The sequence below is a fragment of the Thermochromatium tepidum ATCC 43061 genome, assembly GCF_009664085.1.
In the GTDB taxonomy this organism is placed as follows: Bacteria; Pseudomonadota; Gammaproteobacteria; order Chromatiales; family Chromatiaceae; genus Thermochromatium; species Thermochromatium tepidum.
In genome coordinates, this window is record NZ_CP039268.1 from 1,259,060 (window position 1) to 1,284,639 (window position 25,580).

Sequence of the window (25,580 nt, forward strand, 5' to 3'; positions counted from 1 at the left end):
CCCATGAGCCGTCAAGCCTCCGGACTCATGGCCTGGCTGTTGCAGCGCACCACGGCCATCTATCTGGCCTTTCTCACCGGTTATCTGCTGCTCAAGTTTATCTTCGACGCCCCCGCCGATCATGCCGAACTGGTGGCCTGGGTGGCGCATCCAGTGGTCGCCATGGCGTTGATGCTCGGTGTGCCCCTCGGGCTCATCCATGCCTGGGTCGGCATTCGCAATGTGCTGATCGATTATGTGCATCCCACCCGGCTGCGTCTGGGGCTCATGACGGGCTTCGTCTTTATCATCCTCGCCTCCGGACTTTGGTTCCTGAAGGCGATCATCACCGCCGGTCTTGGGCGGTAGGTCCTAGTATGAATTTTCCGACACGTCATTTCGATGCCCTCATCATCGGTGCCGGCGGGGCCGGATTGAATGCCGCGCTCCAGCTGGCCGGTGCGGATCTGCGCGTTGCCGTCGTCTCCAAGGTGTTCCCGACCCGTTCGCACACGGTCGCCGCCCAAGGCGGGGTGAATGCGGCCTTGGGCAATGTGCTGCCCGATTCCTGGCACTGGCATATGTTCGATACCGTCAAGGGCTCGGACTATCTGGGCGACCAGGATGCCATCGAGTTCATGTGCCGTGAGGCCATCCCTACAGTCTATGAGCTGGAACATGCCGGCGTGCCCTTCTCGCGGCTGGACAACGGCAAGATCTATCAACGCCCGTTCGGCGGTCAGAGCCAGAACTTCGGCGGCGAGCAGGCGGCGCGCACCTGCGCGGCGGCGGACCGCACTGGACATGCCATCCTGCATACCCTGTATCAGCAGAACATCCGCGCCTGCACCCACTTCTTCGATGAGTTCTTCGCCATCGATCTGGTACGCGACGCCGAGGGCAGCATCTGCGGCGCCCTGGTGCTGGAGATCGAGACCGGCGAGCTGCTCTTGATCGAGTCCAAGGCGACGCTGCTGGCCACCGGCGGCTGTGGTCAGGTCTTCCGCACCACCTCCAATGCCCATATCAATACCGGAGACGGCTGCGCCATGGCCCTGCGTGCCGGCATCCCGCTGATGGACATGGAGTTCTTCCAGTTCCATCCGACCGGTATCGCCGGCAAGGGGATGCTGATCACCGAGGGGGCGCGCGGCGAGGGCGGCTATCTGATCAACAAGCACGGCGAGCGCTTTATGGAACGCTATGCGCCGCACGCCAAGGATCTGGCGAGCCGCGACCTGGTCTCGCGCGCCATCGTCACCGAGGTCAAGGAGGGGCGCGGCTGCGGCGAGCATGGCGATCATGTGCTGCTCAAGCTCGATCATCTCGGCGAATCCGTCATTGCCAAGCGACTTCCGGGCATCCGCGAGCTGAGCCGGATCTTCGCCGGGGTCGATCCGGTCGTGGAGCCGATCCCGGTGTTCCCGACCGCGCACTATGTCATGGGCGGGATCCCGACCGATCGTTTCGGGCGTGTGGTCATGCCCGCGGGACAGGGCTCGGAAGAGGTGGTGCCCGGGCTCTATGCGGCGGGTGAGTGCGCCTGCGCCTCGGTCCATGGCGCCAATCGGCTTGGCGGCAACTCGCTGCTCGATATCCTGGTCTTTGGACGCGCGGCGGGCAGGGACATCATCGAGTTCATCCGCGACAACCCCTATCCGCGCCCCACGGATCCGGCGAGCCTGGAGCAGTCCAGGGCACGTCTGGCGCGTTGGGAGCAGCGGGGGAAGGGGAGGCGGGTGCAGGAGCTGCGCGCCGAATTCCGTAAATGCATGGAGGATCACGCCGGCGTCTTTCGCACCGAGGAGGTCATGACCGCGGGCGTCGCGCGTCTGCGTGAGCTGCGCGCCGAGCTGGCCGAGGTGCGTCTGACCGACCACTCCAGGGTCTTCAACACGGCGCGCATCGAGGCGCTGGAGCTGGAGAACATGGTCGACGTGGGCCTGGCGATCGCCGTCTCTGCCCTCCACCGCCGCGAGAGCCGCGGTGCACACTCAAGGCCCGATTACCCCAAACGCGATGATCAGACCTGGCTCAAGCACAGCCTCTATTACCGCGACGGTGAGCGCATGGACTACAAGCCGGTGCGCACCAAACCCCTGACCGTCGACGCCTTCCCGCCGAGGGAGCGGGTGTACTGACCGCGCTGGGCGACAAGCCCTGACATCCTGCTCGAACAGGAACGACGCTGGTGTCCTGCTTCAACTCCACTTCCGCACGGAGGGTGGCATGTCTTTACTGGGCCATCCCGCCGGCCAAATCTATCATGACCGCAATGTCTCGAACCGCCTGGTGCGGACCCGCGTGCCGGGTGATCTGGGAGGGGCTCGGTCAGGTATTCTGACCGAGCCCTATCCAGATTCTGTGTTTTTGTGTAATTTATGCCGGACACCTCTGGTCAGGCAGGCGTCGCGCCCGAACGCTCCGCCTTCACATGCAGTGAGTACAGCATATCCTCATCAGAGATATGCTCGATGAGCCAGTCTTGGGTAATGTCGAGCGCACGCTCGGCCAAATCCTGACTGGGGCCGAAGATCATGAGATCGTTCTCCAGTTCGTCGAGACAGCGGAAGAAGGCGGCGTGCTGGCGCAAATGGTCCTTAAGCCCGGGGTAATCGTGCTCGCGCATGAAGACCTCCTCGGTCTGGAAGTGTCGGTTGGCGTAGTCGCGCATAAAGGAGATCGCCTCGACCACAGCGGCGCGGCCTTCGCGATCGAGGATGCCCTCGTACAAACGGTGGGCGGCCTCAAAGAAGCGGCGGTGTTGTTCGTCGATCTCGGCGATGCCGATCGAGTAGACGTCGGACCAGTTTTTTAACATGTCAAACCCAGTCTGGATTGGTAGTGAAGGGCGGGCGCGCCTGGGGATGGCTTCCGTGCTGGAGGCAAGTCGGCGCCACGAGGCGTCGCTGTTGCCTGATCATAGCCTAATGCGCACTGTGATTCGCGTTGGATTTGCTTAGAGGCGTTCGCAGCGACAACTGACCATCACGCATCGAAAATCAACTGCCCAAACAGCGGGGTCTCGCACAGTGGAAGCAGAATTCGCCCAACTCTCCGCGCGGATTGGACAACGCCTTCGTACCGAGCGCATGCGTCGCGGTTGGTCGCTCAACGACCTGTCCAAGCGCACCCAGAACCAGTTCTCCAAGTCCAGGATCAGCAACTATGAGCAAGGGATCCGTCGCATGGGTCTGGAGGCGGCCTGTCAGCTGGCCGAGGCCTTTGGCGACGTGTCGCCGGCCTGGTTGTTGATGCTCGACGACTTTGGTCCGCTTAGCGCCGAGGAGCGCAGGCTCGTTGAGTCTTTCCGCGCCATGGATGAGGCCGGACGGCAACGGGTGCTTGCGCTGATCGCGCCTGCGGACGCAGTCTGATCGATTCAAGCGTCGGTCGCCCTAGCGGCTGCAATACATCCTTGACCGAGTGCCAAGCCACCGTCATTGGCCGGCACCTGACGATGGAGGAGGACCTTCAGTCCCAGATCGCGTAATCCGCTGACGACCACTTCCAACAACACTCGGTTCTGAAACACGCCGCCGGAGAGTGCGAGGGTCTCGACTGCAAATGCGCGCGCCAGACGTTTGCCCATCTCGACGATGGCGCTCGCCAAGCCGAGATGAAAACGCGCTGCGATCCGCGCCGGTTCTTCTCCATGTGCCAGATCACAGAAGAGCGCCTCCCAGAGCGGTGCCGGATCCAGACGCCAGGGGCGCACGGAGTCGTCGAGCGCAAAGGGGTAGCCGGATTCGGGGGCCGGTGTCCGACCTTCTAAGGCCCCCAAGACCTGGGACGCGAGCGCCTCTAGCTCGATGGCTGCCTGTCCCTCGTAGCTGAGGGTATCGCCACCGAGATTGAGCGTGGCAGCCACGGCGTCGAACAGACGACCGCCTGAGCTGGAGCGCGGCGTGTTCAGCCCACGCGCCGTCAGATTTCTCACCACGTTCAGCGGTTTGGCTTCCAGGCGCCGGATCACCTCCAGACCGGGATAACGCGCACGCCAGTACTCCCAGCCACCGGTCTCATCCAGGCGTGCCAGCAGGTTGCGCCAGGGTTCGCGGATGGCCCGGGTGCCGCCCGGTAGGGCCGCCGGCGTCAGATGGCCGACCCGCTGTGCGCTCCGATAATCGCCGAGCAGGAATTCGCCCCCCCACAGCGTCCCGTCCTCGCCCAGCCCCAGGCCATCGAACAGGATGCCGAGCACCGGGCCAGCATCCAGCGGCCAGTCGTTGTCGGCGAGCACCGCGGCCAGATGGGCGTGGTGATGCTGGACCTCGATCAGCCTCAGCCCCTCGCGCTCGGCCCAGGCGCGCCCGAGCTGGGTGGAGTGATAGTCGGGGTGGCGGTCGACGGCCAGGATCTCGGCCCGATGTTGGAAGAGTTCACCATAGAGGGCGAGTGTGGCGCGATAGGCGCGTGCCGTGCGCGCCTCTTCCAGATCGCCGAGGTGCTGCGACAGGATGGCCTCAGCGTCGCGGATCAAACAAAAACTGTTCTTGAGTTCACCGCCCAGGGCCAGGATTTGGGGTGTCGATTCGAAGCCGGGTGGCAGTCGGAGCGGGGCGGGTGCATAGCCGCGTGCGCGTCGCAGTGGGCGCGGTTGGCCATCCATGACGCGCCAGACCGAGTCGTCGACCCGATTGACGATGTCGCGGTCATGAAGCAACAGCGCATCGGCAAGACCCGAAAGGCGGTCGAGGGCCTCGGCGTTGTCGATGCACTGTGGCTCGTCGCTGAGATTGCCGCTGGTCATGACCAGTGGGCGATCCCAATCGGCCAACAGCAGATGATGCAGCGGGCTGTAGGGGAGCATGAAGCCGAGGCTGGACTGGGCGGGGGCGACCTCTGGGGCCAGGGTTGGGTCATCGCGACGTTCGAGCAACAGGATGGGTGCGGCTGGAGATCTAAGCCACTCGGCCTCCTGGTCGGATAGACGCGCATACCGCTCGATCACGTCCAGGTCACGCGCCATCAGCGCAAACGGCTTGGCGAAGCGGCGCTTGCGTTGGCGCAGGGTCGCGACAGTCGCCGAGTTCGTGGCATCACAGGCCAGATGAAAGCCACCGATGCCCTTGATCGCCAGGATCCGCCCCGCGGCCAGCAAACGGCTGGCGGCAGTGATGGCATCCGCTGCGTCCAACTCTGCCGGAGCGATCTCGCGCCCCTCGGTATCGACGAGCCAAACGCGCGGTCCACAGTCCGGACAGGCATTGGGCTGGGCGTGGAAGCGCCGGTCGCCCGGATCCGCGTATTCGGCCCGGCAGCGCGCGCACATCGGGAAAATGGCCATGCTGGTGTGCGCACGGTCATAGGGGATGGCGCGCACGATGCTCAGTCGCGGTCCGCAATGGGTGCAGTTGGTGAAGGGATAGCGGTAACGCCTATTGGTCGGATCGCGGATCTCGGCTAGACAGGCCGGACAGGTCGCGGCATCGGCAACGATGCCGGTATGGATGTCGCTGTTGTCGCTGCCGAGGATGACAAAGGCGGTCGTGTCGAGTCGGCCATCCAAGGGTGTGCGCTCGATGGCCTCGATCCGCGCCAGCGGCGGGCATTCGGCGCGCAGACGGGCGCAGAAACGCTCGATGGCGTCTGTATCGTTCGGATCACCCGGCTGGAGCCGAATCAGCACACCCTCGCCGTCGTTGCGCACGTCGCCGAGCAAGCCCAGTTCATGCGCCAGACGCCAGATGGTCGGGCGGAATCCGACCCCCTGCACCAGTCCGCGCACCCGGATGCGTTCGGCGCTCATGGCGTGTCGCGCCGTCTGCCGCGGGTCGACCGTCCAATCGCAGACGGCAGGTCATGGCAAGACTTGGCGCCAAGGCCAGGCGTCTCTACCTGGATACATTCAGACTGTACGAGACGCACGGGCAGTTTGAGTTTTTTTATAGGCAACATGGGGGCTGACGCATGGCGATACGCGAGGCGACCCTCGGTGGAGGGTGTTTTTGGTGCCTGGAGGCGGTCTTTCAAAGGATCCAGGGTGTTGAGTCGGTGATCTCGGGCTATGCCGGCGGGCAGACACCCAATCCGACCTATCAGCAGGTCTGCACTGGGACGACTGGACATGCCGAAGTGGTCCGGATCGCTTTCGACGATACAGTGATCGACTATGAGACCCTATTGAACGTCTTCTTCGCCATCCATGACCCGACGACGCGGGATCGTCAGGGGGCGGATGTCGGGAGTCAGTATCGATCTGTGATCTTCTATCACGACGACGCGCAGCGCCTGATCGCCGAATCCGTGGTCGCGCGGTTGAACGCCAGCGGCCTCTGGCCGGACCCGATCGTCACCCGCATCGAACCCGCGCCGACATTCTATCCAGCCGAGGGGTATCATCAGAACTACTATCACCGCTATCCGAACCAGGGCTATTGTCAGACCGTGATCGCCCCCAAGCTCGACAAGCTACGCCAGGGCTTCCGCAGGCTGATCGCCGATGAGGAACGGCGCTTGGCCTGAAATCCGACCCGAGATTGCCGATGATGTCTGCAACCACTGTCGATCGCAATGCGCTCAACTTCTCGGGCGGGCCAGGTGTGTTGCCGGCCCGGGTGTTGGCCGAGACCCAGCAGGCGATCGCGTCTGTGCCCGGGGTCGGGCTCTCGATCCTGGGCATCAGCCACCGTTCGGATTGGTTTGCCGGGCTGATCGAGCAGATCGAGCGCGATCTGCGTGCGCTCCTGGATCTGCCCGACAGCTATGGCGTGCTCCTGCTCCAGGGCGGGGCGACGCTCCAGTTCTCGATGGTCCCGATGCTGCTCCTGCGCGGTTCTGGGCGGACGGCCGAGTATCTGCGCACCGGCTACTGGAGCGCCAAGTCCATTGTCCCCGCACGATTGGAAGGTGAGGTACGGGTGCTCTGGGATGGCGAGGCGCAAGGCTTTCGCCGTCTGCCGATGGTGGATGAACTGGAATATTCCCCCGAGGCGGCCTATCTGCACTATGTCTCTAATGAAACGGTCGAAGGTCTGCAATTTCACTGTGTCCCTGGACGCGATGGGGTCAGGCGGGTCTGCGATATGTCGTCAGACTTTCTCTCGCGCCCCATCGACATCGAGCGCTTCGATCTGATCTATGCCCATGCCCAGAAGAACCTGGGTCCAGCCGGGGTGACCCTGGTCATCATCCGCCGGGCGCTGCTCGAGCAGGTACCACCCGGAATCCCCGAGATCCTCGACTACCGGGCCCATCTCCAGGCCCGTTCGGTCTACAACACGCCGCCGGTCCTGGCCATCTATGTGGTCTCCCGGGTGCTGCGCTGGTTGCGCGAAGACATCGGTGGACTGGAACGCATGGGGGCGCTCAATCGCTGCAAGGCCGAGTGTCTCTACGGGGTCATCGACTGTTATCCGGATATCTATGAGGGCTGGGCGCGTCCGCTGGACCGCTCGTGGATGAACGTCGTCTTCCGGCTGAAACGACCCGAGTGGGAGGCCGAGTTTCTCGACCGCGCCGAGCAGGCAGGGTTTAGCGGACTCAAGGGGCATCGCGCGCTTGGCGGTGTACGCGCCTCTCTCTATAACGGGCTGTCGCTTCAAGCCGTCGAGCGGTTGGCCAAGTTCATGATCGATTTTGCGCGCCATGGGATCTAGAGCGCTTCAGCCAGACCTGTTGGGGCTGGCCAGATGGCTGCGGCTGGCGTTGGCAGGCGAGGATTTGGTGCCCTATGGTCAAGCGCTGTTGCAGCGTGCAGCGGCCGATCCGAATGACAGTGCGGCATTGTTGGATGCCTCCATCATCTTGCAGTGTCTCGGTCAGACGGAGGCCGGCTTGCGACTCCAGGGCGCCGCACTCGAGCAACGGCGGCAGTATCGGATCGCCTCCAGCACCTCACCCCCCCGGCTTAGGGTGCTCGCCCTCGTAGCGCCGGGCGCGATCATGGCCAATGTCCCCATCGAATGTCTGCTCGAGGGCAGCGACATCGAGCTTATTCTCGACTATGGGTCGCCTGCCACGCTGGATCCGGGCGAGATCCCGGAGCATGAGGTGCTGTTCGTCGCCATCGGGGAAGCGCAGGCCAACCGTCCGTTGCTCGCGGACTGGGCGGTGCGTCTGCGCGACTGGCCGCGTCCGGTGGTGAACGATCCGCGCCGGATTCTCGAGGTGGCGCGCGACCGGGCCTGCCTTCGGCTCCAAGGCCAGCCGGGGCTCAGGGCCCCACTCACGGTGCGTCTCGATCGTGCCCAACTCCGGGCCTGGGCGGAGGGGGAGGGCGGTTTAGGCCCCGATTGGCCGCTCCTGGTGCGCCCGCTCGATTCGCACGCCGGGCGGGGATTGACCAAGGTCGATGCGCCGGAGGCACTCTTGAATCTCCTTGCAACGCAGTCGAGTCAGGCGTTTTTCGTCACGCCCTTCATCGAGTATCGCAGTCCAGATGGATGCTATCGTAAATTCCGCGTCGTCCTGATCGATGGCCGGCCCTTTGCCGTCCACCTGGCGATCTCGGATCACTGGATGATCCACTATCTCAACGCCGGTATGGACGAAAGCGCCGCCAAGCGCGCCGAGGAGGCCGCATTCATGGCCGACTTCGAGCGCGATTTCGCTCGCCGTCATGCCGAGGCCCTAGCGACCATCCAGGCCGCATTCGGATTGGACTATCTGGGGATCGACTGCGCCGAGACATCCGATGGGCGGTTGCTGATCTTCGAGGTCGATCCGGCCATGGTGGTGCATGACATGGACCCGATCGCGCTCTATCCCTACAAACCGGCCGCCATGCAGCGCATCTTCGCGGCGTTTCGCGCGTTCCTGATCAGGGCCGCCGCGTGCCGAGCGCCCGGTCTGGGCTGAATCCTGAAGGCGCGGTTGCCCCCTTCAGGTGCCTCAAAGGATTTCAGGTATCCAAACGATTCGCGGCTGCACGCCCTGGGTGTGGAGTTGCGTGCAGCCGAGGTTGTGGGGGATTTGAAATGAATCGGCTCAGGAGGCCTTGCGCATCTGCTCGGGGATGGCGTCCCAGCCGGCCTTGATCTCGCGCAACAGGGTCGCGACCTCCTCCAGTGCCGCCGGATCATTGCGGGCATTACCGACCACTAGGCGGCGGATCATGTAGTCATAGAGCGCGTCCAGATTGGCCGCCAGCTCGCCGCCACGCTCGAGGTCGAGCGCGTTGCGCAGTTCGCCGATGATGTCCATCGCCTGACCGATCTTCAGCCCTTTGAGTGGGATGTTGCCCTGGGCCATGGCGCCGCGGGCCACGGCGATGCGCTCCAGCGCGCCCTCGAACAGCATTTGAGTCAGCCGATGCGGATCGGCCACGGCGATCTCGGCAATCGGACCGGCTTGACGGTATTGGTTCAGTTCTCTGCGCATTGCGTACATGGACTACCTCGACGGATACGGGCCAAAGCTGTCGGTCGTTGCAAGTGGGTGAGGGTGCCGACCCGCTGATCCGGCTGGATCTGTGGGGTCGGCGACACTCTTGGTGACTTTAACGACACGGGGCCCGATTTCTTGAGGTCATGCGGTCAGTGAGTTGTGATCGGGTTGGTGTCCAGGACCCTGCAACGCCAGGCTCACCGCGAGGAGGCCGTGAAGGGCAGGCGGTCGTTGATGCCATCCAGCTGTTTGCCGGTATCCTTCAGGCTGTTGACGATGTTCTCCATGGCAATGAACTGGGCCATGAGCCGCGTTTGGAACTTCTCCATGCGCCGGTCGAGCAGGGTGCGCTCCTCTTTGAGGCCATCGAGCTGCTTTTGGAGGCTGGATTCGCGGGCCTTGATCGTGCCTGTAGTGCCGGCAAAGTTGTCGATGAGGTTGGCCAGCTCGCCGGCCAGGCCGCGCGAAAAGTTGATCTGGAATTTCCCCTGGGCGGCCGCGCCAGCACCGACGGTCAGGTTCAGGCCATAGGCAGGCGAACCGACGGCCGGCAGCAAGACATTCCCCACACCGAAGCCCTCTACCCCACCGATGGTGCCCTTGACGTCCAGACCCTGGATACCGGTCAGGGCGGTATCGATCCCCAGCTCGCTCATTTGGGTGCTGGCCGAGCCAAAACTCACCCGCGAGACCGAGCCGTATTCGCGCGACACGAAACTGAACTGGTTGGTATTGGTGTCATATTCGACATCTAAGGCGACACCTGCCGCCTTCAGGTTGGCATCGCCGTTGATGCGTGCCTGCAAGTCGGCACGCAGTTCCTCGGCGTTCTGATAGGTGCCCGTGAGCTGGATCAGGCCCGAGTTGGTGCCATCGACATTGATCACAAAGCTATAGTCAGCGCCTGGGACCGAGGCGTTCAGGGGGCTAGAAAAGTCGTGAGTCAGGGCGTTGCCAGTGATCCGTCCGCGCGTTGGGTCCTGGGTAATCTCGACCTCATAGCTGCCGGCGACAGCGTTGGAGACAAAGGTCCCGGCCTTGACTGACACCGCGCTGTTGGTCGAGCTCATCTGACCCGTAAACAGCCCCTCGAGCAAGTTGAAATGGTGATTGAAGGCATTTTTGAAGTCGGTCTCATTGATCGTGAGCGAGCCATCGCGCTCGGTGCGGATGCCGATGTTGGTCAGGGCGTTGAAACCGCCTTGGGCGCCTGGAACCAGGCCACCGATCTGTTCGCGCAGACGGTTGATCATGGTACGGGCCGTGCTGTCGCCGAAGAGACCGCCGCGTACCGGGTTGTCGTCCTTGTCGCGGGTGAAGCCGATCAGCCCCTGGGTGGTCTTCTGGAAGCTGTTATAGGCCGAGACGAAATCCCGGACCGCCTGCTCGACCCCACTCTTGTCGGCGCTGATGGCGAAGGTTAGGGTCTCCCCAGGCGCGCCCTTTTTGTTGAGCGTGAAGGAAAAGCCGGCGATGACGTCGTTGATCTCGTTGCTTTGGCGGGTCAGGGTCAGGCCATTGACCCGAAGCTGCGCATCCTGTCCCTTTCGGGTCTCGGTGGCGCCCTGGGTCGTCGCATTGAAGAGAAAATCGTTGAGACCGACCGCGCCCGGTCCGGCAGTGATCTCCATGGCGTTCGCCTTGCCTGAGGGGGCCGTCAACATGAGTTGATACTGGGTGTCGACCTTGACGACGGCGGCCTGGACCCCGGCATTGGCGGCATTGATCTTATCGGCGATGGTGGTGAGCGAATCACCGGCCTCGATGTTGAGGGTGAGTGCGTTACGCTCGGTGTTGAGGGCAAAGCCGGTGGGGACACCGGTACCGCTATCATAGGTCCATTCGCCGAAGCGGATGGTCAGATCGCCTGACTTATTGAGCGCGGCATGACGGTCGGCGGTTGGGGCCATGGCCAAGGACTGGGCGCTGGCGACCTCCAGGACCTCGAGGTTGTAGGCGCCGGTCTGGGCGCCGGGTTCGACCTTGTTGGCCGTGATGATGTCTGAGTTGGGCACGGTGACCGAGCGGGCATTGAAGAGGTCGCTGTTCCTTAAGGCCGTCAGGGAACCCTTGAAGGTATCGAAGGCGCTGCGCAACTGGCCATAGCCGGAGATCTGGGCCTGGATCTGCTCCTGGCGGGTATTCAAGCGCGCCTCCTTGGGGGCGCGCTCGACGGCGGTGAGTTGGCTGACGAGCGTTTTGATATCGATGCCGGAACCGGCGCCGAGTGTGGTGATGATGTTGTCGGCCATGGTGGTTGCTCCCGTGTCTGAACCCCAGGTCCATCAGGCCGGCGGTTCAGGCCTTTTTGTTGAAAATCAGACCGACCAATCCATCGACATATTTGGCGAACTTGAGCGTCTCTTCGCTCGGGATCTGGCGAATCACTTCATTGGTTTGTGAGTCGATCACCCGCACGACCATGCGCCCCGACTCCTCGTCGAGCTGGAAGGTCAGCATCTGTCTTCCTTGCTGCATCATTTCGTTGATTTTATCGACGGCCTCGGCCAGCTTTTCGACCTTTTCGGTGTCGGTCGCGGCGACACCCTGGTTGAGCTCGCTTTTGGGGTTGAGCTCGTTCTTGGCCTCATCGGCCTGACCCAGCCGACCGGACTCGCTGCGGTTCGGCGGGTGCGCAGACACACCCTGCTGGGTATCGGTGCGACCCTTGGGGCCTGTTGTCAGGCCATTGGGTTGTGTCTCAGGGCTTGTGTGTGTTCGCGGGCTGGTTGACCCAGTAGGTTGAGTGAGTGGTGTCAGTCCGCTGACACTCAAGGAATCACTGGCCATCGCTCTAGTCTCCTGATTCGCACGGGCGGGCCTCGTTCGAGGCCACGCCCGCAGTTTATCTCACCCTGAGTTTAGCGCAGGAGCGACAGGACCTGCTGAGGTTGCGAGTTGGCCTGGGCCAGCATCGCCTGGCTGGCCTGCATCAAGACCTGCGAGCGCGAGAGCCTCGAGGTTTCGGCGGCAAAGTCGGCATCCTCGATCCGCGACCGCGAGGCCGAGGCGTTCTGCGAGATGCTCATCAGGTTGTTGATGGTGAAGTCAAGCCGGTTGTTGACCGCGCCCAGGTCGGAGCGGACGTTGTTGATGCGCTCCAGGGCGTTGTCGATGGCCACGATCGCCTTGTTGGCACCCTCCACGGTGGAGATATCGACATTGGAGATCGCCATGCCATCCTCGCCACCGCCGTACTCGCCCACCAGCAACCCAGCGTTGGTCATATCGCCATTCTTGCCACGGCTGATGACGATCTCCTTGTCCGAGACCAGGGTGAACTCGCCGACGAAGGTCTGGGCGCCGGTTTGGAAGCCCGCATACTGGCTATTGGAAAGATTGACGATGATGTTGCGTCCATCATCGGCGATGAGCTGCACCCCGCCGCCGGACGCTGACCCATCTTCACCGGTATCGACCGCGCGCACCCCGGTCTGATCCGAGATGGCATTGACGGCACGCAGCAGTGCCTGACGGTCGGCACTCGTGTCACCCGAAGTGCTAAAGGCCGTGATGGCAACCCCATTGATGCTACCAGACACGTCCTGGCCGGCACTGGCGGTCTGGGCTGCCGTGTTCTTGGCGATGTTCTGATTGACGACCGCCCGCACCCCGGTCTGGTCGGCCACGGCGTTGAAGGCCGCCGCCTTGGCGATGGCGCTATACTCCTTGCCTTGTGATGAGGCGGTATCATCGGTGGCATAGGATGGCCCCACCGAGACGCCATTGACGAAGACATTGCCCGCGGCCATGGCCGTGGTCGAGTCGTTGAGGTGCGAAGCGACCTGGACGGTGGTGCCGCTGTACTTGCCTTCCACGAATCCGGCGTCGCTCGCTCGGCCGGTCGCGCCCGAGGTGATGTTGATCTCCTTGCCGCCCGCAGACACCAGGGTGACGGTCCCGGCGGCGATCGTGGCCGCGCTAGCGCCCGCCGTCAATTGCAGACCGGTGCTGGCAGCGGTCAGGTTGCTCGTGTTCTCCAGCACGATATTGCGCCCGTCCTTGGCGACCAGGGTGATGCCGCCCTCGATGGTGCCGGTATCGACCGCCGTGACCCCGGTGCGCTCCGACTCCAGATTGATGGCACGCACCACCGCCTCGCGGGTGGTGGCGTCATCATCCGTCGTCTGCAGGGTGATCGAGACCCCATTGATCGCGATGGAGCCACTGGTCGCCGAGGCGGTCATGGCCGCCCCGCCCAGCCGTGTCTCACCTACGACGGCAGTGACGCCGGTCTGGGCGCTCTTGGCGTTGATCGCCGCTGCCGTGGAGATGGCACTGGCGGCCTTGGCATGCGAGGAGGCGGTGTCGGCCGAGGCATCGGCGCCCTGGATCGCGATGCCGTTGATCACCAGGTCACCGGTGCCGAGCTGGGTGAGGTTGCCAACGGCGGTGGCGGCGTTTGACCCGGTGGCGGTGCGGGTAAAGGAGCCGACGCCGGCGGTCTTTTCGATCCCTAGATTGGCGGCATCGAGCTTGCCGATGTTGACCGAGATGGTCTGATTGGCGTCGGCGCCGACGTGCAGCTTGACCTCGCTCGCCGAGCCATCGAGCAGATTGAGCCCATTGAAGTTGGTGGTTTCGGCGATGCGATTGAGTTCTTTGATGAGCTGCTGGGATTCGGCGTTGAGCGAGGCGCGGTTGCCGGAGGTGAAGGTGCCGTTGGCCGATTGCACCGCCAGCTCGCGCATGCGCTGCAGGATGTTGGAGGATTCGCTCAGTGCACCCTCGGCGGTCTGTACCAACGAGATACCGTCGTTGGCATTGCGTACCGATTGGTCAAAGCCCCGGATCTGCGAGGTCAGGCGGCTGGCGATCGCCGAACCGGCGGCGTCGTCCTTGGCCGAGTTGATGCGCAGACCGCTACTCAGGCGTTCCATGGATTGGCCCAAGGCGCCCTGGGTCTTGGTGAGGTTACGCTGGGCATTCAGCGACATCACGTTGGTGTTGATGACCATTGGCATGGTTGCTCTCCTGTCGGTGTTGACCCTCGGCTGACGGCTGAACACCCGCGCGCACCGAGGTGTAATCGCTTCGATCCAACTGGGGTATCGGCCAGAGTGGCCAAAGCTTGAGCCGGGCTGCCGCCCCGAGTGTGATGCCGATCACACCTCCTGCTTCCGTGGCGGACGTTCGGAGGTGATTCGAAGGCAAGAGGGTGTTCGGTCACAACAGGCATCTTCAACCGCGCCTAGGCCGCGCGATCGGCAGCCTCCAGGGCGGCCTGGATGCCCGACTGGATCCAGTTGCCCAGTTCGCCCTCCAAGATCTGGACCTGCTCGAAGCGGGCGAGTGGGGCCAAGAAGGGGCGATTGACATGGAGCTCCAGTGCATCGGGGAGGGGTTCGGCCATCCAGGGCATGATCTCGAGCATCTGCTCGATGGCCTGGATCACCGCCTGCGGCTCGCCGAGCTCGGAGTGGATGCGGATCAAGGCCAGACTGGTGCCGATATGGCGGTCGCCTCTGGCGGCCAGGGACTGAAACCCCTCGCGACTGAGCGCGAGCCAGCGTTGACGCTCCTCATCCGTCAGGTCCTGGTCCTGTGTGGCCAGATAGGCGTCGAGTGCCTGCTCATAGTCGTTCCAATAGACATCGCGCTCGCGATCGGCGATCTGCCAGCCGATCAGCAGCGGTTGGGCATAAGGGTAGGCAGCCAGTTGGGTCGGCCAGCGGCGTTGGGTCATGGCAAGGGCCCTCGCTTTCAGAGACGGCAGGGATTTAGGTTCCGCAATCCTCACTGCTCGCCTCCCAAAATACAAGGGCGCGGCCTTTGTGCCTCGCACCACTGACGCCACATTTGTCGATAGGCCTGTTCGACGCGCCGGGCAAAGCCGACCTCGTCGCGCCAGGGGCTGGCCTCGAACTCGGGGCGCAAGTTGGCGCGGATGGTGGCCAGTCGTTCGAGGTCGCCGGCCAAGGCCACGGCCTTGTCGATGTATTCGGACTCCGATTGGGCAATCCATTCGGGGTGTCCTAGGCCGCAGAGGATGGAGCTGCCGATGCGACCGACGCTGGGACGCGCGGCCAGGGTGATGAAGGGCACGCCCAGATAGAGTGACTCGACCAGGGTGGTGCCCGAGTTGTGCGGAAAGCAATCCAGTCCGATGTCGATGCGGCGCAATACGTCCCAGGGTGGGCTGTGATAGCCGATCTCCAGACGTCCGCGTTCGATGCCGTGCGCGGCGAAACGCTCGGCCAGCCGTGCCTGTTCGGCCTCATGGGCAAAGGATTTGCTGTCGACGACGAGGCGTGCCCCGGGGAGTCTTTTTAGGATCTCGGACCAGACGCCGATCACGCGCGGATTGATGCGGATGCCGCGGGTCAGGGTGCCAAAGGTGACCTGACCATCCCGCCGCGCCGGCAGCGGCCCGACCTCACCCATGCCGGGGTGGGGGCGATAGGCGAGGGCGGGCGGATCCAGCCGCCAGGGCCGTTCGGCAAACAGATGATCGGCGTCTGGGGGCACCATGACCGGATCGGTGAGGAAATAATCGATCGCGCTCAGTCCGGTGGTATAGCCATAGCCCATCCAGGAGACCGACACCGGGGCCGGGCGGCGGGCAAAGACGCCCAGGCGATTGCCGGCGGTGTGTCCGGCCAGATCGACCAGGATATCGATGCCATCGGCACGGATGCGCTCGGCCAATTCGTCATCGCTCAGTCGCGACGTCGGTACCCAGCGATCGACCAGGCGACGATAACGCAGGGTCTGTGTATCTGAACCAATGCGTTGAGCGTAAGCCGTGAGTTCAAATTGATTGCGATCATGATTTTCCAGTAGCGGCTCTAAAAAATAACCAATCGAATGGAATCCAAAGTCGGGCGAGACATAGCCAATACGCAGGCGTCGCTCGGGGTCAGGGGTATTGGTGGGCGGGCGCCAGCGTGCGCGATACGGCTCACCAAAACGCCGATCGAACTCCTGATAGACGCTGAAGATCTGTTCTGCCGGCAGATCCGGATGATAGTTCAGGGTAAAGAGGATCTTGCTATAGATGGCGGCATCATCGGGCTTGAGCGTCAGGGCCTGATGATAGGTCTCGATGGCCTCATCGAGACGCCCGAGGTGCTGCAATGCATTGGCGAGATTGGACAGGATCTCTGGATGTCCGGGTTGGAGCCGAGCCGCACGCCCTTGGCAGGCGAATGCCTCGTCTAGCTCACCGAGACCCAGGAGCAAGTTGCCGAGATTGGTGAGCGCCTCGGGCTGGTTGGGGTCGATGGCGAGGGCGCGTCGATAATAGTCCAGTGCCTCCTGGGTATACCCCAGGTCGCGCAGCAGTGCCCCCAGGTTGTTGAGGGATTTGAGATGCGTTGGATCGATGGCCAGGGCATGTTTATAGTAGAAGCGCGCCTCCTCAAGGCGCCCCAGGCGCTGGAGTAACTTGGCCAGATTGTAGAATGCGGCCACAAAACCGGGCGCCTGACGGGCGGCCCGGGCATAGAAGACCCCGGCCTCCTCCCATCGCCCTTGCCCCTCGAGGGCGGCACCGAGCGCATTCAGGGATTCGGCATCCTCGGGTGCCCGCATCAGGGCGGTCTTCAGGCTGTAGATGGCCTCCTGATGGCGCCCGCGCTTGGCCAAAACCGCCCCGAGCAGCTTCCAGCCGAAGGCGTCCTGGGGGTCATGCTGGGTCCAGAGACGCGCCTTGACCTCGGCCTCGGCATAACGGCCCTGCTCAAATAGGGCCAGCAGGGTATCGGCGTCTACCTTAGGGGTCTCGCGGTGCGTCATCATCGAGTCTCCAGCGCCCGTCACGCCTTATTATTATTCGGTGCCGTTGCGCACCACTGACGCCACATTTGTCGATAGGCCTGTTCGACGCGCCGGGCAAAGCCGACCTCGTCGCGCCAGGGGCTGGCCTCGAACTCGGGGCGCAAGTTGGCGCGGATGGTGGCCAGTCGTTCGAGGTCGCCGGCCAAGGCCACGGCCTTGTCGATGTATTCGGACTCCGATTGGGCAATCCATTCGGGGTGTCCTAGGCCGCAGAGGATGGAGCTGCCGATGCGACCGACGCTGGGACGCGCGGCCAGGGTGATGAAGGGCACGCCCAGATAGAGTGACTCGACCAGGGTGGTGCCCGAGTTGTGCGGAAAGCAATCCAGTCCGATGTCGATGCGGCGCAATACGTCCCAGGGTGGGCTGTGATAGCCGATCTCCAGACGTCCGCGTTCGATGCCGTGCGCGGCGAAACGCTCGGCCAGCCGTGCCTGTTCGGCCTCATGGGCAAAGGATTTGCTGTCGACGACGAGGCGTGCCCCGGGGAGTCTTTTTAGGATCTCGGACCAGACGCCGATCACGCGCGGATTGATGCGGATGCCGCGGGTCAGGGTGCCAAAGGTGACCTGACCATCCCGCCGCGCCGGCAGCGGCCCGACCTCACCCATGCCGGGGTGGGGGCGATAGGCGAGGGCGGGCGGATCCAGCCGCCAGGGCCGTTCGGCAAACAGATGATCGGCGTCTGGGGGCACCATGACCGGATCGGTGAGGAAATAATCGATCGCGCTCAGTCCGGTGGTATAGCCATAGCCCATCCAGGAGACCGACACCGGGGCCGGGCGGCGGGCAAAGACGCCCAGGCGATTGCCGGCGGTGTGTCCGGCCAGATCGACCAGGATATCGATGCCATCGGCACGGATGCGCTCGGCCAATTCGTCATCGCTCAGTCGCGACGTCGGTACCCAGCGATCGACCAGGCGACGATAACGCAGGGTCTGTGTATCTGAACCAATGCGTTGAGCGTAAGCCGTGAGTTCAAATTGATTGCGATCATGATTTTCCAGTAGCGGCTCTAAAAAATAACCAATCGAATGGAATCCAAAGTCGGGCGAGACATAGCCAATACGCAGGCGTCGCTCGGGGTCAGGGGTATTGATGAAAGGGCGCCAGGTAACGCGATATGGTTGACTAAATCGGCGATCAAACTCTTGATAAAAAGTAAAGATGTCTTCTGCAGGGCGGTCTGGATGATAATTGAGTGCAAATAATAGATTAGAAAAATAGCTAACTGATTTTGGATCGAGAGCCACGGCTTTTTCGTATGCCTTTATCGCTTCGTCAATTTCTCCAAGATCTTGTAATGAAAGCCCTAGATTATTATAAGCCTCAGCCGATCTTGGATTTAATTCTATGGCCTTACGATTAAAATTGACTGATTCGATCAGTCGCCCAAATTTTCCAACCAAGCCACCTAGATTATAATAGATCTCTGGTTGTTTTGGATTGAGATCCAAGGCACGCTCAAGACAAACAAGCGCCTCTTCATGACGATCATAATCCATCAAGCACAAACCTTTTCCATTGAGGGCAGGTGAATGATCTGGATCGATTTCTAGCGAGCGATCATAGCATTCAAGCGCCTCTTTGATACGCCCCTGTTGACGTAATGCATTACCCAGTGTGCTTATGGATTCTGGGTCTTTATTGTTAATCGTAATCGACTTGAGCAAATTGTGTTCGGCCTCTTTGTAGCGACCGAGATAAAAATATATGACACCGATAAGCTTCCAGCCAAATGGATCCTGAGGGTAAAGATCGATGAAGCGACGAGCAGCTGATTCGGCTTCAGCATATTTTTGACTTGCCAGAAGCCGCATGATGGTCGTCTTTCGAAATTTGACTAGTGAATTCATAAGATTCCAGGTATCGCCAATTCTGAAAATTAGTAATGAGGATCGGCTTCAATCGAGGTTACGACAGAATCGCCTGATAGTCGCGGATCTGGTCACGGCTGACTACCTGCATATCGGCGCCCGCGCGCCAGGCGCGATGCCAAGCGAGCGTGCGCTCCAGGGCCTGGGCCAGGTTCCAGCGCGGACGCCAACCGAGCCGGATGCGTGCCTGGGTGCTGTCAAGATCGAGGCGCACCGACTCGCGCGGCCCCGGATCCGGATCGATCTGCCAATGCCCCTGAGTGCATTCGCATAGCCGGTGCACGACCTGTTCCACCGTCCAGGCATCACCCGGATCCGGGCCGAAGTTCCAGGCGGTCGCCATCTCGCGCTCCTGGGCGTGGAGACGCTCGGCCAGACTCAGATAGCCGGCGAGGGGTTCGAGCACATGTTGCCAGGGGCGGATCGCCTGGGGTGAACGCAGCCGCACGGCCTCACCCGCATCCAGTGCCCGCAGCACATCCGGGATCAGCCGATCCCGCGCCCAGTCTCCGCCGCCGATGACATTGCCGGCGCGCACACTGGCGATCTGAACGCCAGAGTCAGCGAGAAAGGCACTCCGATACGCCTGGGTCACCAGCTCGGCGGCAGCCTTGCTGCTAGAGTAGGGGTCATGGCCGCCGAGCGGATCGTTTTCGCGATAGGGCCAGACCCATTCGCGGTTGTCATAGCATTTGTCGGTCGTTACCACGATCGCGGCGCGCACGCTCGGGCAGAGACGCACCGCCTCCAAAAGATGTACCGTCCCCATGACATTGATGGCATAGGTCGCGACTGGGTCGGCATAACCAGCGCGCACCAGGGGTTGGGCGGCGAGATGGAGGACGATCTCGGGTTCAACGTCCAGCATGGCCCGCCCCAGGGCCTGCAGGTCGCGCACATCGCCCCTGACATCCCCCGACAGACATTCAGAGAGATGCGCGACTGTGAACAGATTGGGCGTGGTCGGCGGTTCGAGTGCATAGCCGTAGACCTCGGCCCCGAGTTCACTGAGCCACAGCGTCAGCCAGCCGCCCTTGAAGCCGGTATGTCCGGTGATGAAGACCCGACGTCGGCGCCAGAACCCTGGGGTCATGTCCAGCACTTCCAGGGCGCGCGGCCCGAGGCCCATAGGGATTCGAGATAGTTCTTGTCGCGCAGGGTATCCATGGCCTGCCAGAAGCCCTGGTGCTCGAAGGCCATGAGCTGCCCTTGGGCACTGAGCTTGGGCAGGGTGTCGATCTCCCAGCTGGTTCGGTCATTGTCGATGAGATCGATACAGTGTGGCGAGAGCACGAAGAAACCACCATTGATCAGCCCCTCACCGCCGCGTGGCTTTTCGATGAAGCCAGTAACCTTGGTCCCTTGGCGCTCGATGGCGCCATAGCGACCCGGTGCAGGCACGGCGGTGATGGTGGCCCAGCGTCGGTGAGAGCGGTGAAAGGCGATGAGCGCCCGGATATCGACATCGCTCAGCCCGTCGCCATAGGTGAAGCAGAACGCCTCCTGATCGCGCAGATAGGGGGCGACCCGCTTCAGACGCCCGCCGGTCTGGGTCTCGGCGCCGGTATCGATCAGCGTCACCCGCCAGGGCTCGGCCTGATGTTGATGGACCTCGAGCCGATTGGTGGCCAGATCGATGGTGACGTCTGACATGTGCAGGAAATAATTGGCGAAGTACTCCTTGATCATATAGCCCTTGTAGCCACAGCAGACGATGAAATCGGTCACGCCATGATGGGCATAGAGCTTCATGATGTGCCACAGGATCGGCATCCCACCGATCTCGATCATGGGCTTGGGCCGTAGGTGTGACTCCTCAGAGATGCGGGTGCCCAGCCCGCCGGCGAGGATGACCGCCTTCATGGAGGTGGTGTTCGGCATGTATTCGTGTATGCCTCGATCGCAGTTAAGACGGGGGTTGCCTGATGATCGCGGATCCGCTTCCAGGCGACAACCTGCCTCTCGGCCCCCGCGCACCAGGCCCGATGTCGGTATCCTCGTCGGCTGGAGACAATCATGTCGATTGTTGTGGAGTGCGATATGCCGGCTGCTCGTCCTCGCCGCCTGGCCGCGTCGCCTCGTGCTATGCTCGTATCCGAATCAGGGCGCGCTTCGACTCAAATCCAACGAGGTCCAGGTATGTCAGGCTCGAGTCTCGGATGGTTTGTTGTTTGGATATCACTCCTGCTCGCGCTGTCGCCGCTGATCCCCGCCGAGTCACAGACCTTCCAGTCTGCCGGATCCGAAACCCGCTCGGGTGAGGCACAGCCGGGGATCGCGATCCCCGAGGCGCTCGCCCCCTGGGTGCCCTGGGTGCTTGAACAGGGGCCGAACGGTCGCGATCGACGTGCCTGTCCGCTCGATGCGCGCGGTGTGAACCGGCTCTGCGCCTGGCCGGGCCTGTTGCAGCTCGAACTGGACACCGGGGATGGTCGCTTCGAGCAGGTCTGGGAGCTTAGGGCCGCCGACTGGATCGCACTGCCGGGTGACGTCGATCTCTGGCCGCAGGATGTGCGCGCTGATGACGTGCCACTGCCGGTTGTGGCGCGCGACGGGCGTCCAGCAGTCCAGCTACCCGCCGGACGACATCGTCTGACCGGACGCTTCCAGTGGCGCGAGCGTCCCGAATCCCTGCCGCTGCCCCCTGAGACTGGACTCCTGACCCTGGCGCTCGATGGACGTGCCCCAATCGCGCCGCGCCTGGACCGGGACGCTCGGCTCTGGTTGCGCGATCCCGGCCAGGCGCGCGCCGAGGGGGAGGGCGACCGTCTGCAGCTCCAGGTCTATCGGCGTCTCGATGACGATCTGCCACTGCGCGTCCTGACCCGTCTCGAACTGGAGGTGTCCGGGCGCGCACGCGAGATCCAACTCGGCCCGGTCCTGCTCCCTGAAGGCATCCCATCGAATATCGTAAGCCCTCTGCCGACTCGCCTGGGGCCGGACGGGACACTGCGCGTCCAGGTGCGTCCCGGACGCTGGGTACTCGAGGTCGCAAGTTACCATCCGGGCCATGTGACCCAGGTGGTGCGACCTCAGGATCTCGCCGCACCCTGGCCCGAGCGCGAGGTCTGGGCCTTCGCCGTCCAACCCGAACGCCGCCGGGTCGATCTCTCCGGGCTAGAACGGCTGGATCCGAGCCAGACCGGGCTTCCGGGCGATTGGGCGCGGCTACCGGTCTATGCGGCTGGCCCAGGTGCGGTGCTCACATTCACCGAGCAGGGACGTGGCGACACGGACCCCGGACCGGATCGACTGCGGCTTACGCGCGAGCTCTGGCTCGACTTCGACGGACAGGGCTATAGCGCGCGCGATCGTCTTGACGGCGATCTGACCCGAAGCTGGCGGCTGGAGGCCGCGCCCGGTCTTGCCCTGGGTCAGGTACGGGTCGATGACGAACCTGTGCTCATCACCCGACTCGACGCCGATTCACTACCTGGTGTCGAGGTGCGGCGCGGGCGTCTGGATCTGGTCGCCGACAGTCGGCTCGACGCCAGGTCCAACTGGGTACCGGCCTCGGGTTGGTCGCTGGTGCTCGACGGCGCGACCAGCCGGCTGCATCTGCCGCCAGGCTGGGATCTGCTCGCCGTCTCCGGGGTCGACAATCGTCCCGACACCTGGCTGACCCGCTGGACGCTGCTCGATCTGTTCCTGGTGCTGATCCTGACGCTCGGTGTCGGGCGTCTGTGGGGGCCGGGCTGGGGGGCGATCGCCTTGGTGACGCTCGTCCTCATCTGGCAAGAACCCGGTGCACCGCATCTGGTGTGGCTGCATCTGCTGGCCGCCGCCGCCCTGGTGCGTCTCTTGCCCGCTCAAGGCGAATCGCGGGGGCTCGCACGCTGGCGGACCTTCGTGCTCTGGTATCGGCGGCTGGCGGTGCTCGCACTCTTGGCGATCGGCTTACCCTTCCTGGTCTCCGAGGTCCGCGGCGGACTCTATCCGCAGCTCACCCAGCCGTATCAGCGTTCAACCGACAAAGTGGCGGGCGCCCAGGCCCCGGCGCCGACCTTCACGTTCGAGAACATGCTGACGGAGGAGTCGGTGAACCTGGCGCGTCGTGAAGACAAGATCGACGCCCGCTCAGCGCTGATGCCTTCGGCCGCGCCACCGCTGCCTCTGGAACGGCTCGATCCCAAGGCGCTGGTCCAGACCGGGCCTGGCGTCCCGGACTGGCAGTGGCGTGCGGTCGAGTTGAGCTGGACCGGACCCGTTGGACCGAGCGATGGTGCACGACTCTGGTGGCTGACGCCGGGCTGGCGTCTGGTGCTCGTACTCATCACCGGACTGCTGCTAGTCGCTCTGGGACTGCGCCTGTCGGACCTGAATCTCTCGGGGATGGATCTGAAAGGACACTGGCGGGCCAGGGTTCGCGCCGGTGCTCCGCTGGCGCTGTGGGTACCGGCCTTGATGCTTGGGGTAGCCCTGACCCCAGGCCCGACCCTGGCCGCCGACTTCCCGAGTCCGGCCCTCCTGGACGAACTGCGCACGCGCCTGCTCGCACCGCCCGAGTGTCTGCCCGAGTGTCTGACGCTCTCCAACCTCGACCTGCGTGCCGAGCCGGAGCGGCTAACCCTGGACCTGACCCTAGAGGCGGCGACGGCGATGGCCGCCGCGATCCTGGATGCCCGCTCGGGCTGGTCGCCGACTGGGGTGATGCTCAATGGCGTGGCGCTAGAGTGGCTGCGCCGCGACGAGGATGGACGCCTGCTGATCCCGCTCGAACCGGGCCGGCATCGGTTGCAGTTGGTGGGCAGGCTTGGGCCCGAGACCCGGATCGATCTCGCCCTGGCGCTCGATCCGCGCCGGGTCGAGGTCGTCTCTGCCGATGGTTGGCAGATCGAAGGGATCCGGACCCATGGCCGGCCTGGGCGCCAGATCCAACTGATCCGTCTGGCAAGCGCCGATGGCGGGGGACCGCTGAGACAGGATACCCTGCCGCCGTTGCTTTTGATCGAGCGCCGGCTCAAATTCGGGCTCAACTGGCGGGTCGAGACCTCGGTGCGCCGGCTCTCGGCGCCCGAGTTTCCGGCGCTGGTGCCTGTACCCCTGCTTCCGGGCGAATCGGTCCAGACCCCGGGGCTCCAGATCGAGTCCGAGCAGGTCAAGGTTGCGCTCACCCCAGGCCAGACCGAGCTCCACTGGACCTCTAGTCTCGAGCCGGTGAGCGAACTCGAACTGATGGCCAGTACCGACCCGCGCCTGACCGAGTCCTGGTGGCTGGATCTCAGCCCGATCTGGCATCTGGACGGCATGGATCTGACCCCCATCCATCCTCGGGGCCAGGGCGAGCCTTGGCTGCCGCACTGGCGTCCGCTGCCCGGCGAGTCGCTGCGCCTGCGGATCAGCCGTCCCGAGGGTGTGCCCGGTCCCACTCTGACCCTGGATCGGGTTGAGTTCAAGGTCGAACCCGGACGGCGCGGCACGGACACGACCCTGTCCCTGACGGCGCGCAGTACCCAGGGCGGTGTCTATCGGCTTCAGCTCCCCGAGGGTGCCGAGCTTCGCACCCTGGTCCTGGATGGCCGTACCCTGCCGCTGCCGAGCGGTCAGACGACAGTGGTCGAGCTGCCGCTGGTGCCCGGTACGCAGGAGATGCTGATCAGCTGGCGTCTGGAGTCACCGCTGACAGCGAGCTTCAGCCCGGCGAGTCCCGATCTGGGTCAGACGGCGGTCAATCTCACCCAGCGGCTACACCTGCCCGAGGATCGCTGGGTCCTGTTCGCCTGGGGTCCGGGGATCGGGCCGGCGGTGCTGTTCTGGGGGCTGTTCCTGGTGCTGGTCGGCCTAGCCCTGGTGCTTGGACAGGTGTCTCTGACGCCGCTGCGCTGGTATGACTGGTTGCTGCTCGGTCTGGGGTTGGCGCTGTCCGAGGTCTGGGTGACGCTCGTGATCGGTGGCTGGCTGCTTGCGCTCGGTTGGCGCGGGCGTCTGAATGCGTCGAGCCTGCCCTGGTGGCGCTTCAATCTGATCCAGTTCGGGCTGGTGTTGTTCACGCTCCTGGCCCTGTCGGCCCTGATCGGCGCCGTCCAGCAGGGGCTGCTCGGCCATCCCGAGATGTGGATCCGCGGTCATGGATCCAGCGCGACCCTGCTCAATTGGTATCAGGATCGCGGCGGCCCGCGTCTGCCCGCGGTCTGGGTGGTCTCGGTGCCGCTCTGGGTCTATCGCGCCCTCATGCTCGCCTGGGCGCTGTGGTTGGCGGTGCGTCTGCTCGACTGGTTACGCTGGGGTTGGCAGGGGTTCGCGCGCCCGAGTCCCTGGCTGGATCGGACCAAGCCGGAGGCCGAATCCGAGCCTCTGCGGCTCGATGGCTATGGCCGGGGCGACGGGGCTGGGCGCGAATGATTCAGATCCAGGCGGCGCCTGCCGCCGCCCTGTAGGATCGTGCCCAGTCCTCACCCATCCCGTCATCCAGGGAGCCGATCCGACGTCTGAGACCGCTCGCGAATCTGGCATCACAGCAATTCACGAGTGCTGCGATCGCCGCGACCTAGAGTAACGATCGCGCGCCCAGGACCCAAGCCAAGCCTGTCCCCCTCCTTCCGCGGCATGGGTATCTACACAAACCCGGCTCTGTTCGGGGGATTTCTCGCGGGGAAGATGAGGTACAAATAAGCG

At 63.5% G+C, this 25,580-nt stretch carries 18 protein-coding genes; 7 read left to right on the plus strand and 11 right to left on the minus strand.

Annotation, left to right across the window (positions count from 1 at the left end; all coding sequences use genetic code 11):
• Positions 1–3: 3 nt before the first annotated feature.
• Together sdhD and sdhA are read left to right on the plus strand one after the other, a co-directional pair.
• A complete protein-coding gene (gene sdhD, locus E6P07_RS05785; RefSeq protein ID WP_153974734.1) occupies positions 4–348 on the plus strand; it encodes a succinate dehydrogenase, hydrophobic membrane anchor protein in 345 nt (114 codons plus the stop codon).
• Positions 349–356: 8 nt separating this feature from the next.
• Positions 357–2,120, plus strand: a complete 1,764-nt coding sequence (gene sdhA / locus E6P07_RS05790) for a succinate dehydrogenase flavoprotein subunit (protein ID WP_153974735.1) — start codon at positions 357–359, stop codon at positions 2,118–2,120.
• A 257-nt stretch (positions 2,121–2,377) separates the two neighbouring features.
• On the opposite strand, the gene E6P07_RS05795 is transcribed toward sdhA, so the two are convergent.
• On the minus strand, positions 2,378–2,800 hold the full coding sequence (locus E6P07_RS05795; protein ID WP_153974736.1) for a bacteriohemerythrin: 423 nt from the start codon (positions 2,798–2,800) through the stop codon (positions 2,378–2,380).
• Positions 2,801–3,011: 211 nt separating this feature from the next.
• On the opposite strand from E6P07_RS05795, the gene E6P07_RS05800 reads away from it, so the two are divergent.
• Positions 3,012–3,356: a helix-turn-helix domain-containing protein gene (locus tag E6P07_RS05800; protein WP_153974737.1), complete on the plus strand. Its 345-nt coding sequence runs from the start codon at positions 3,012–3,014 to the stop codon at positions 3,354–3,356.
• Positions 3,357–3,361: 5 nt separating this feature from the next.
• Here E6P07_RS05800 and hypF read toward each other — a convergent pair whose 3' ends face one another.
• Positions 3,362–5,731 (minus strand): carbamoyltransferase HypF, encoded by a 2,370-nt coding sequence (gene hypF / locus E6P07_RS05805; protein ID WP_153974738.1) that lies wholly within the window; start codon positions 5,729–5,731, stop codon positions 3,362–3,364.
• A gap of 161 nt (positions 5,732–5,892) precedes the next feature.
• Here hypF and msrA point away from each other — a divergent pair, with 161 nt between their 5' ends.
• From msrA to E6P07_RS05820, 3 genes are read left to right on the plus strand one after another with little or no spacing between them, the layout of a single operon-like run.
• Positions 5,893–6,447, plus strand: a complete 555-nt coding sequence (gene msrA, locus E6P07_RS05810) for a peptide-methionine (S)-S-oxide reductase MsrA (protein ID WP_153974739.1) — start codon at positions 5,893–5,895, stop codon at positions 6,445–6,447.
• A 23-nt stretch (positions 6,448–6,470) separates the two neighbouring features.
• The gene (locus E6P07_RS05815) at positions 6,471–7,580 is read left to right on the plus strand and encodes a phosphoserine transaminase (protein WP_153974740.1); all 1,110 of its coding nucleotides are present in this window, start codon (positions 6,471–6,473) and stop codon (positions 7,578–7,580) included.
• On the plus strand, positions 7,570–8,781 hold the full coding sequence (locus tag E6P07_RS05820; protein WP_153974741.1) for an ATP-grasp domain-containing protein: 1,212 nt from the start codon (positions 7,570–7,572) through the stop codon (positions 8,779–8,781). The genes E6P07_RS05815 and E6P07_RS05820 overlap by 11 nt, the downstream gene beginning before the upstream one ends.
• Positions 8,782–8,910: 129 nt before the next feature.
• Here the strand turns inward: E6P07_RS05820 and fliS are convergent, their stop codons facing one another.
• From fliS to rfbF, 9 genes are all read right to left on the minus strand, one after another.
• Positions 8,911–9,312 (minus strand): flagellar export chaperone FliS, encoded by a 402-nt coding sequence (fliS, locus tag E6P07_RS05825; RefSeq protein WP_153974742.1) that lies wholly within the window; start codon positions 9,310–9,312, stop codon positions 8,911–8,913.
• A gap of 194 nt (positions 9,313–9,506) precedes the next feature.
• The gene (gene fliD / locus E6P07_RS05830) at positions 9,507–11,561 is read right to left on the minus strand and encodes a flagellar filament capping protein FliD (protein ID WP_153974743.1); all 2,055 of its coding nucleotides are present in this window, start codon (positions 11,559–11,561) and stop codon (positions 9,507–9,509) included.
• Positions 11,562–11,607: 46 nt separating this feature from the next.
• Positions 11,608–11,952 carry a flagellar protein FlaG gene (locus E6P07_RS05835; RefSeq protein WP_246172950.1) on the minus strand — a complete coding sequence of 115 codons (345 nt, stop codon included), beginning with the start codon at positions 11,950–11,952 and terminating at the stop codon, positions 11,608–11,610.
• A 218-nt stretch (positions 11,953–12,170) separates the two neighbouring features.
• On the minus strand, positions 12,171–14,273 hold the full coding sequence (locus E6P07_RS05840) for a flagellin N-terminal helical domain-containing protein (RefSeq protein WP_153974745.1): 2,103 nt from the start codon (positions 14,271–14,273) through the stop codon (positions 12,171–12,173).
• A gap of 227 nt (positions 14,274–14,500) precedes the next feature.
• Entirely contained in the window at positions 14,501–14,995 is a 495-nt protein-coding gene (locus E6P07_RS05845) for a hypothetical protein (RefSeq protein ID WP_153974746.1), read from the minus strand.
• A gap of 50 nt (positions 14,996–15,045) precedes the next feature.
• On the minus strand, positions 15,046–17,049 hold the full coding sequence (locus E6P07_RS05850; RefSeq protein ID WP_246172953.1) for an O-linked N-acetylglucosamine transferase family protein: 2,004 nt from the start codon (positions 17,047–17,049) through the stop codon (positions 15,046–15,048).
• 17 nt (positions 17,050–17,066) lie between these two features.
• Positions 17,067–18,908: an O-linked N-acetylglucosamine transferase family protein gene (locus E6P07_RS05855; RefSeq protein ID WP_246172954.1), complete on the minus strand. Its 1,842-nt coding sequence runs from the start codon at positions 18,906–18,908 to the stop codon at positions 17,067–17,069.
• 94 nt (positions 18,909–19,002) lie between these two features.
• Complete coding sequence (gene rfbG / locus E6P07_RS05860) at positions 19,003–20,058, minus strand: CDP-glucose 4,6-dehydratase (RefSeq protein WP_153974748.1); 1,056 nt, start codon at positions 20,056–20,058, stop codon at positions 19,003–19,005.
• Positions 20,055–20,828 carry a glucose-1-phosphate cytidylyltransferase gene (gene rfbF, locus E6P07_RS05865; protein ID WP_153976158.1) on the minus strand — a complete coding sequence of 258 codons (774 nt, stop codon included), beginning with the start codon at positions 20,826–20,828 and terminating at the stop codon, positions 20,055–20,057. The genes rfbG and rfbF overlap by 4 nt, the downstream gene beginning before the upstream one ends.
• 276 nt (positions 20,829–21,104) lie before the next feature.
• Between rfbF and E6P07_RS05870 the strand changes: the two genes are divergently transcribed.
• Complete coding sequence (locus tag E6P07_RS05870; protein ID WP_153974749.1) at positions 21,105–25,307, plus strand: hypothetical protein; 4,203 nt, start codon at positions 21,105–21,107, stop codon at positions 25,305–25,307.
• Positions 25,308–25,580: the final 273 nt, after the last annotated feature.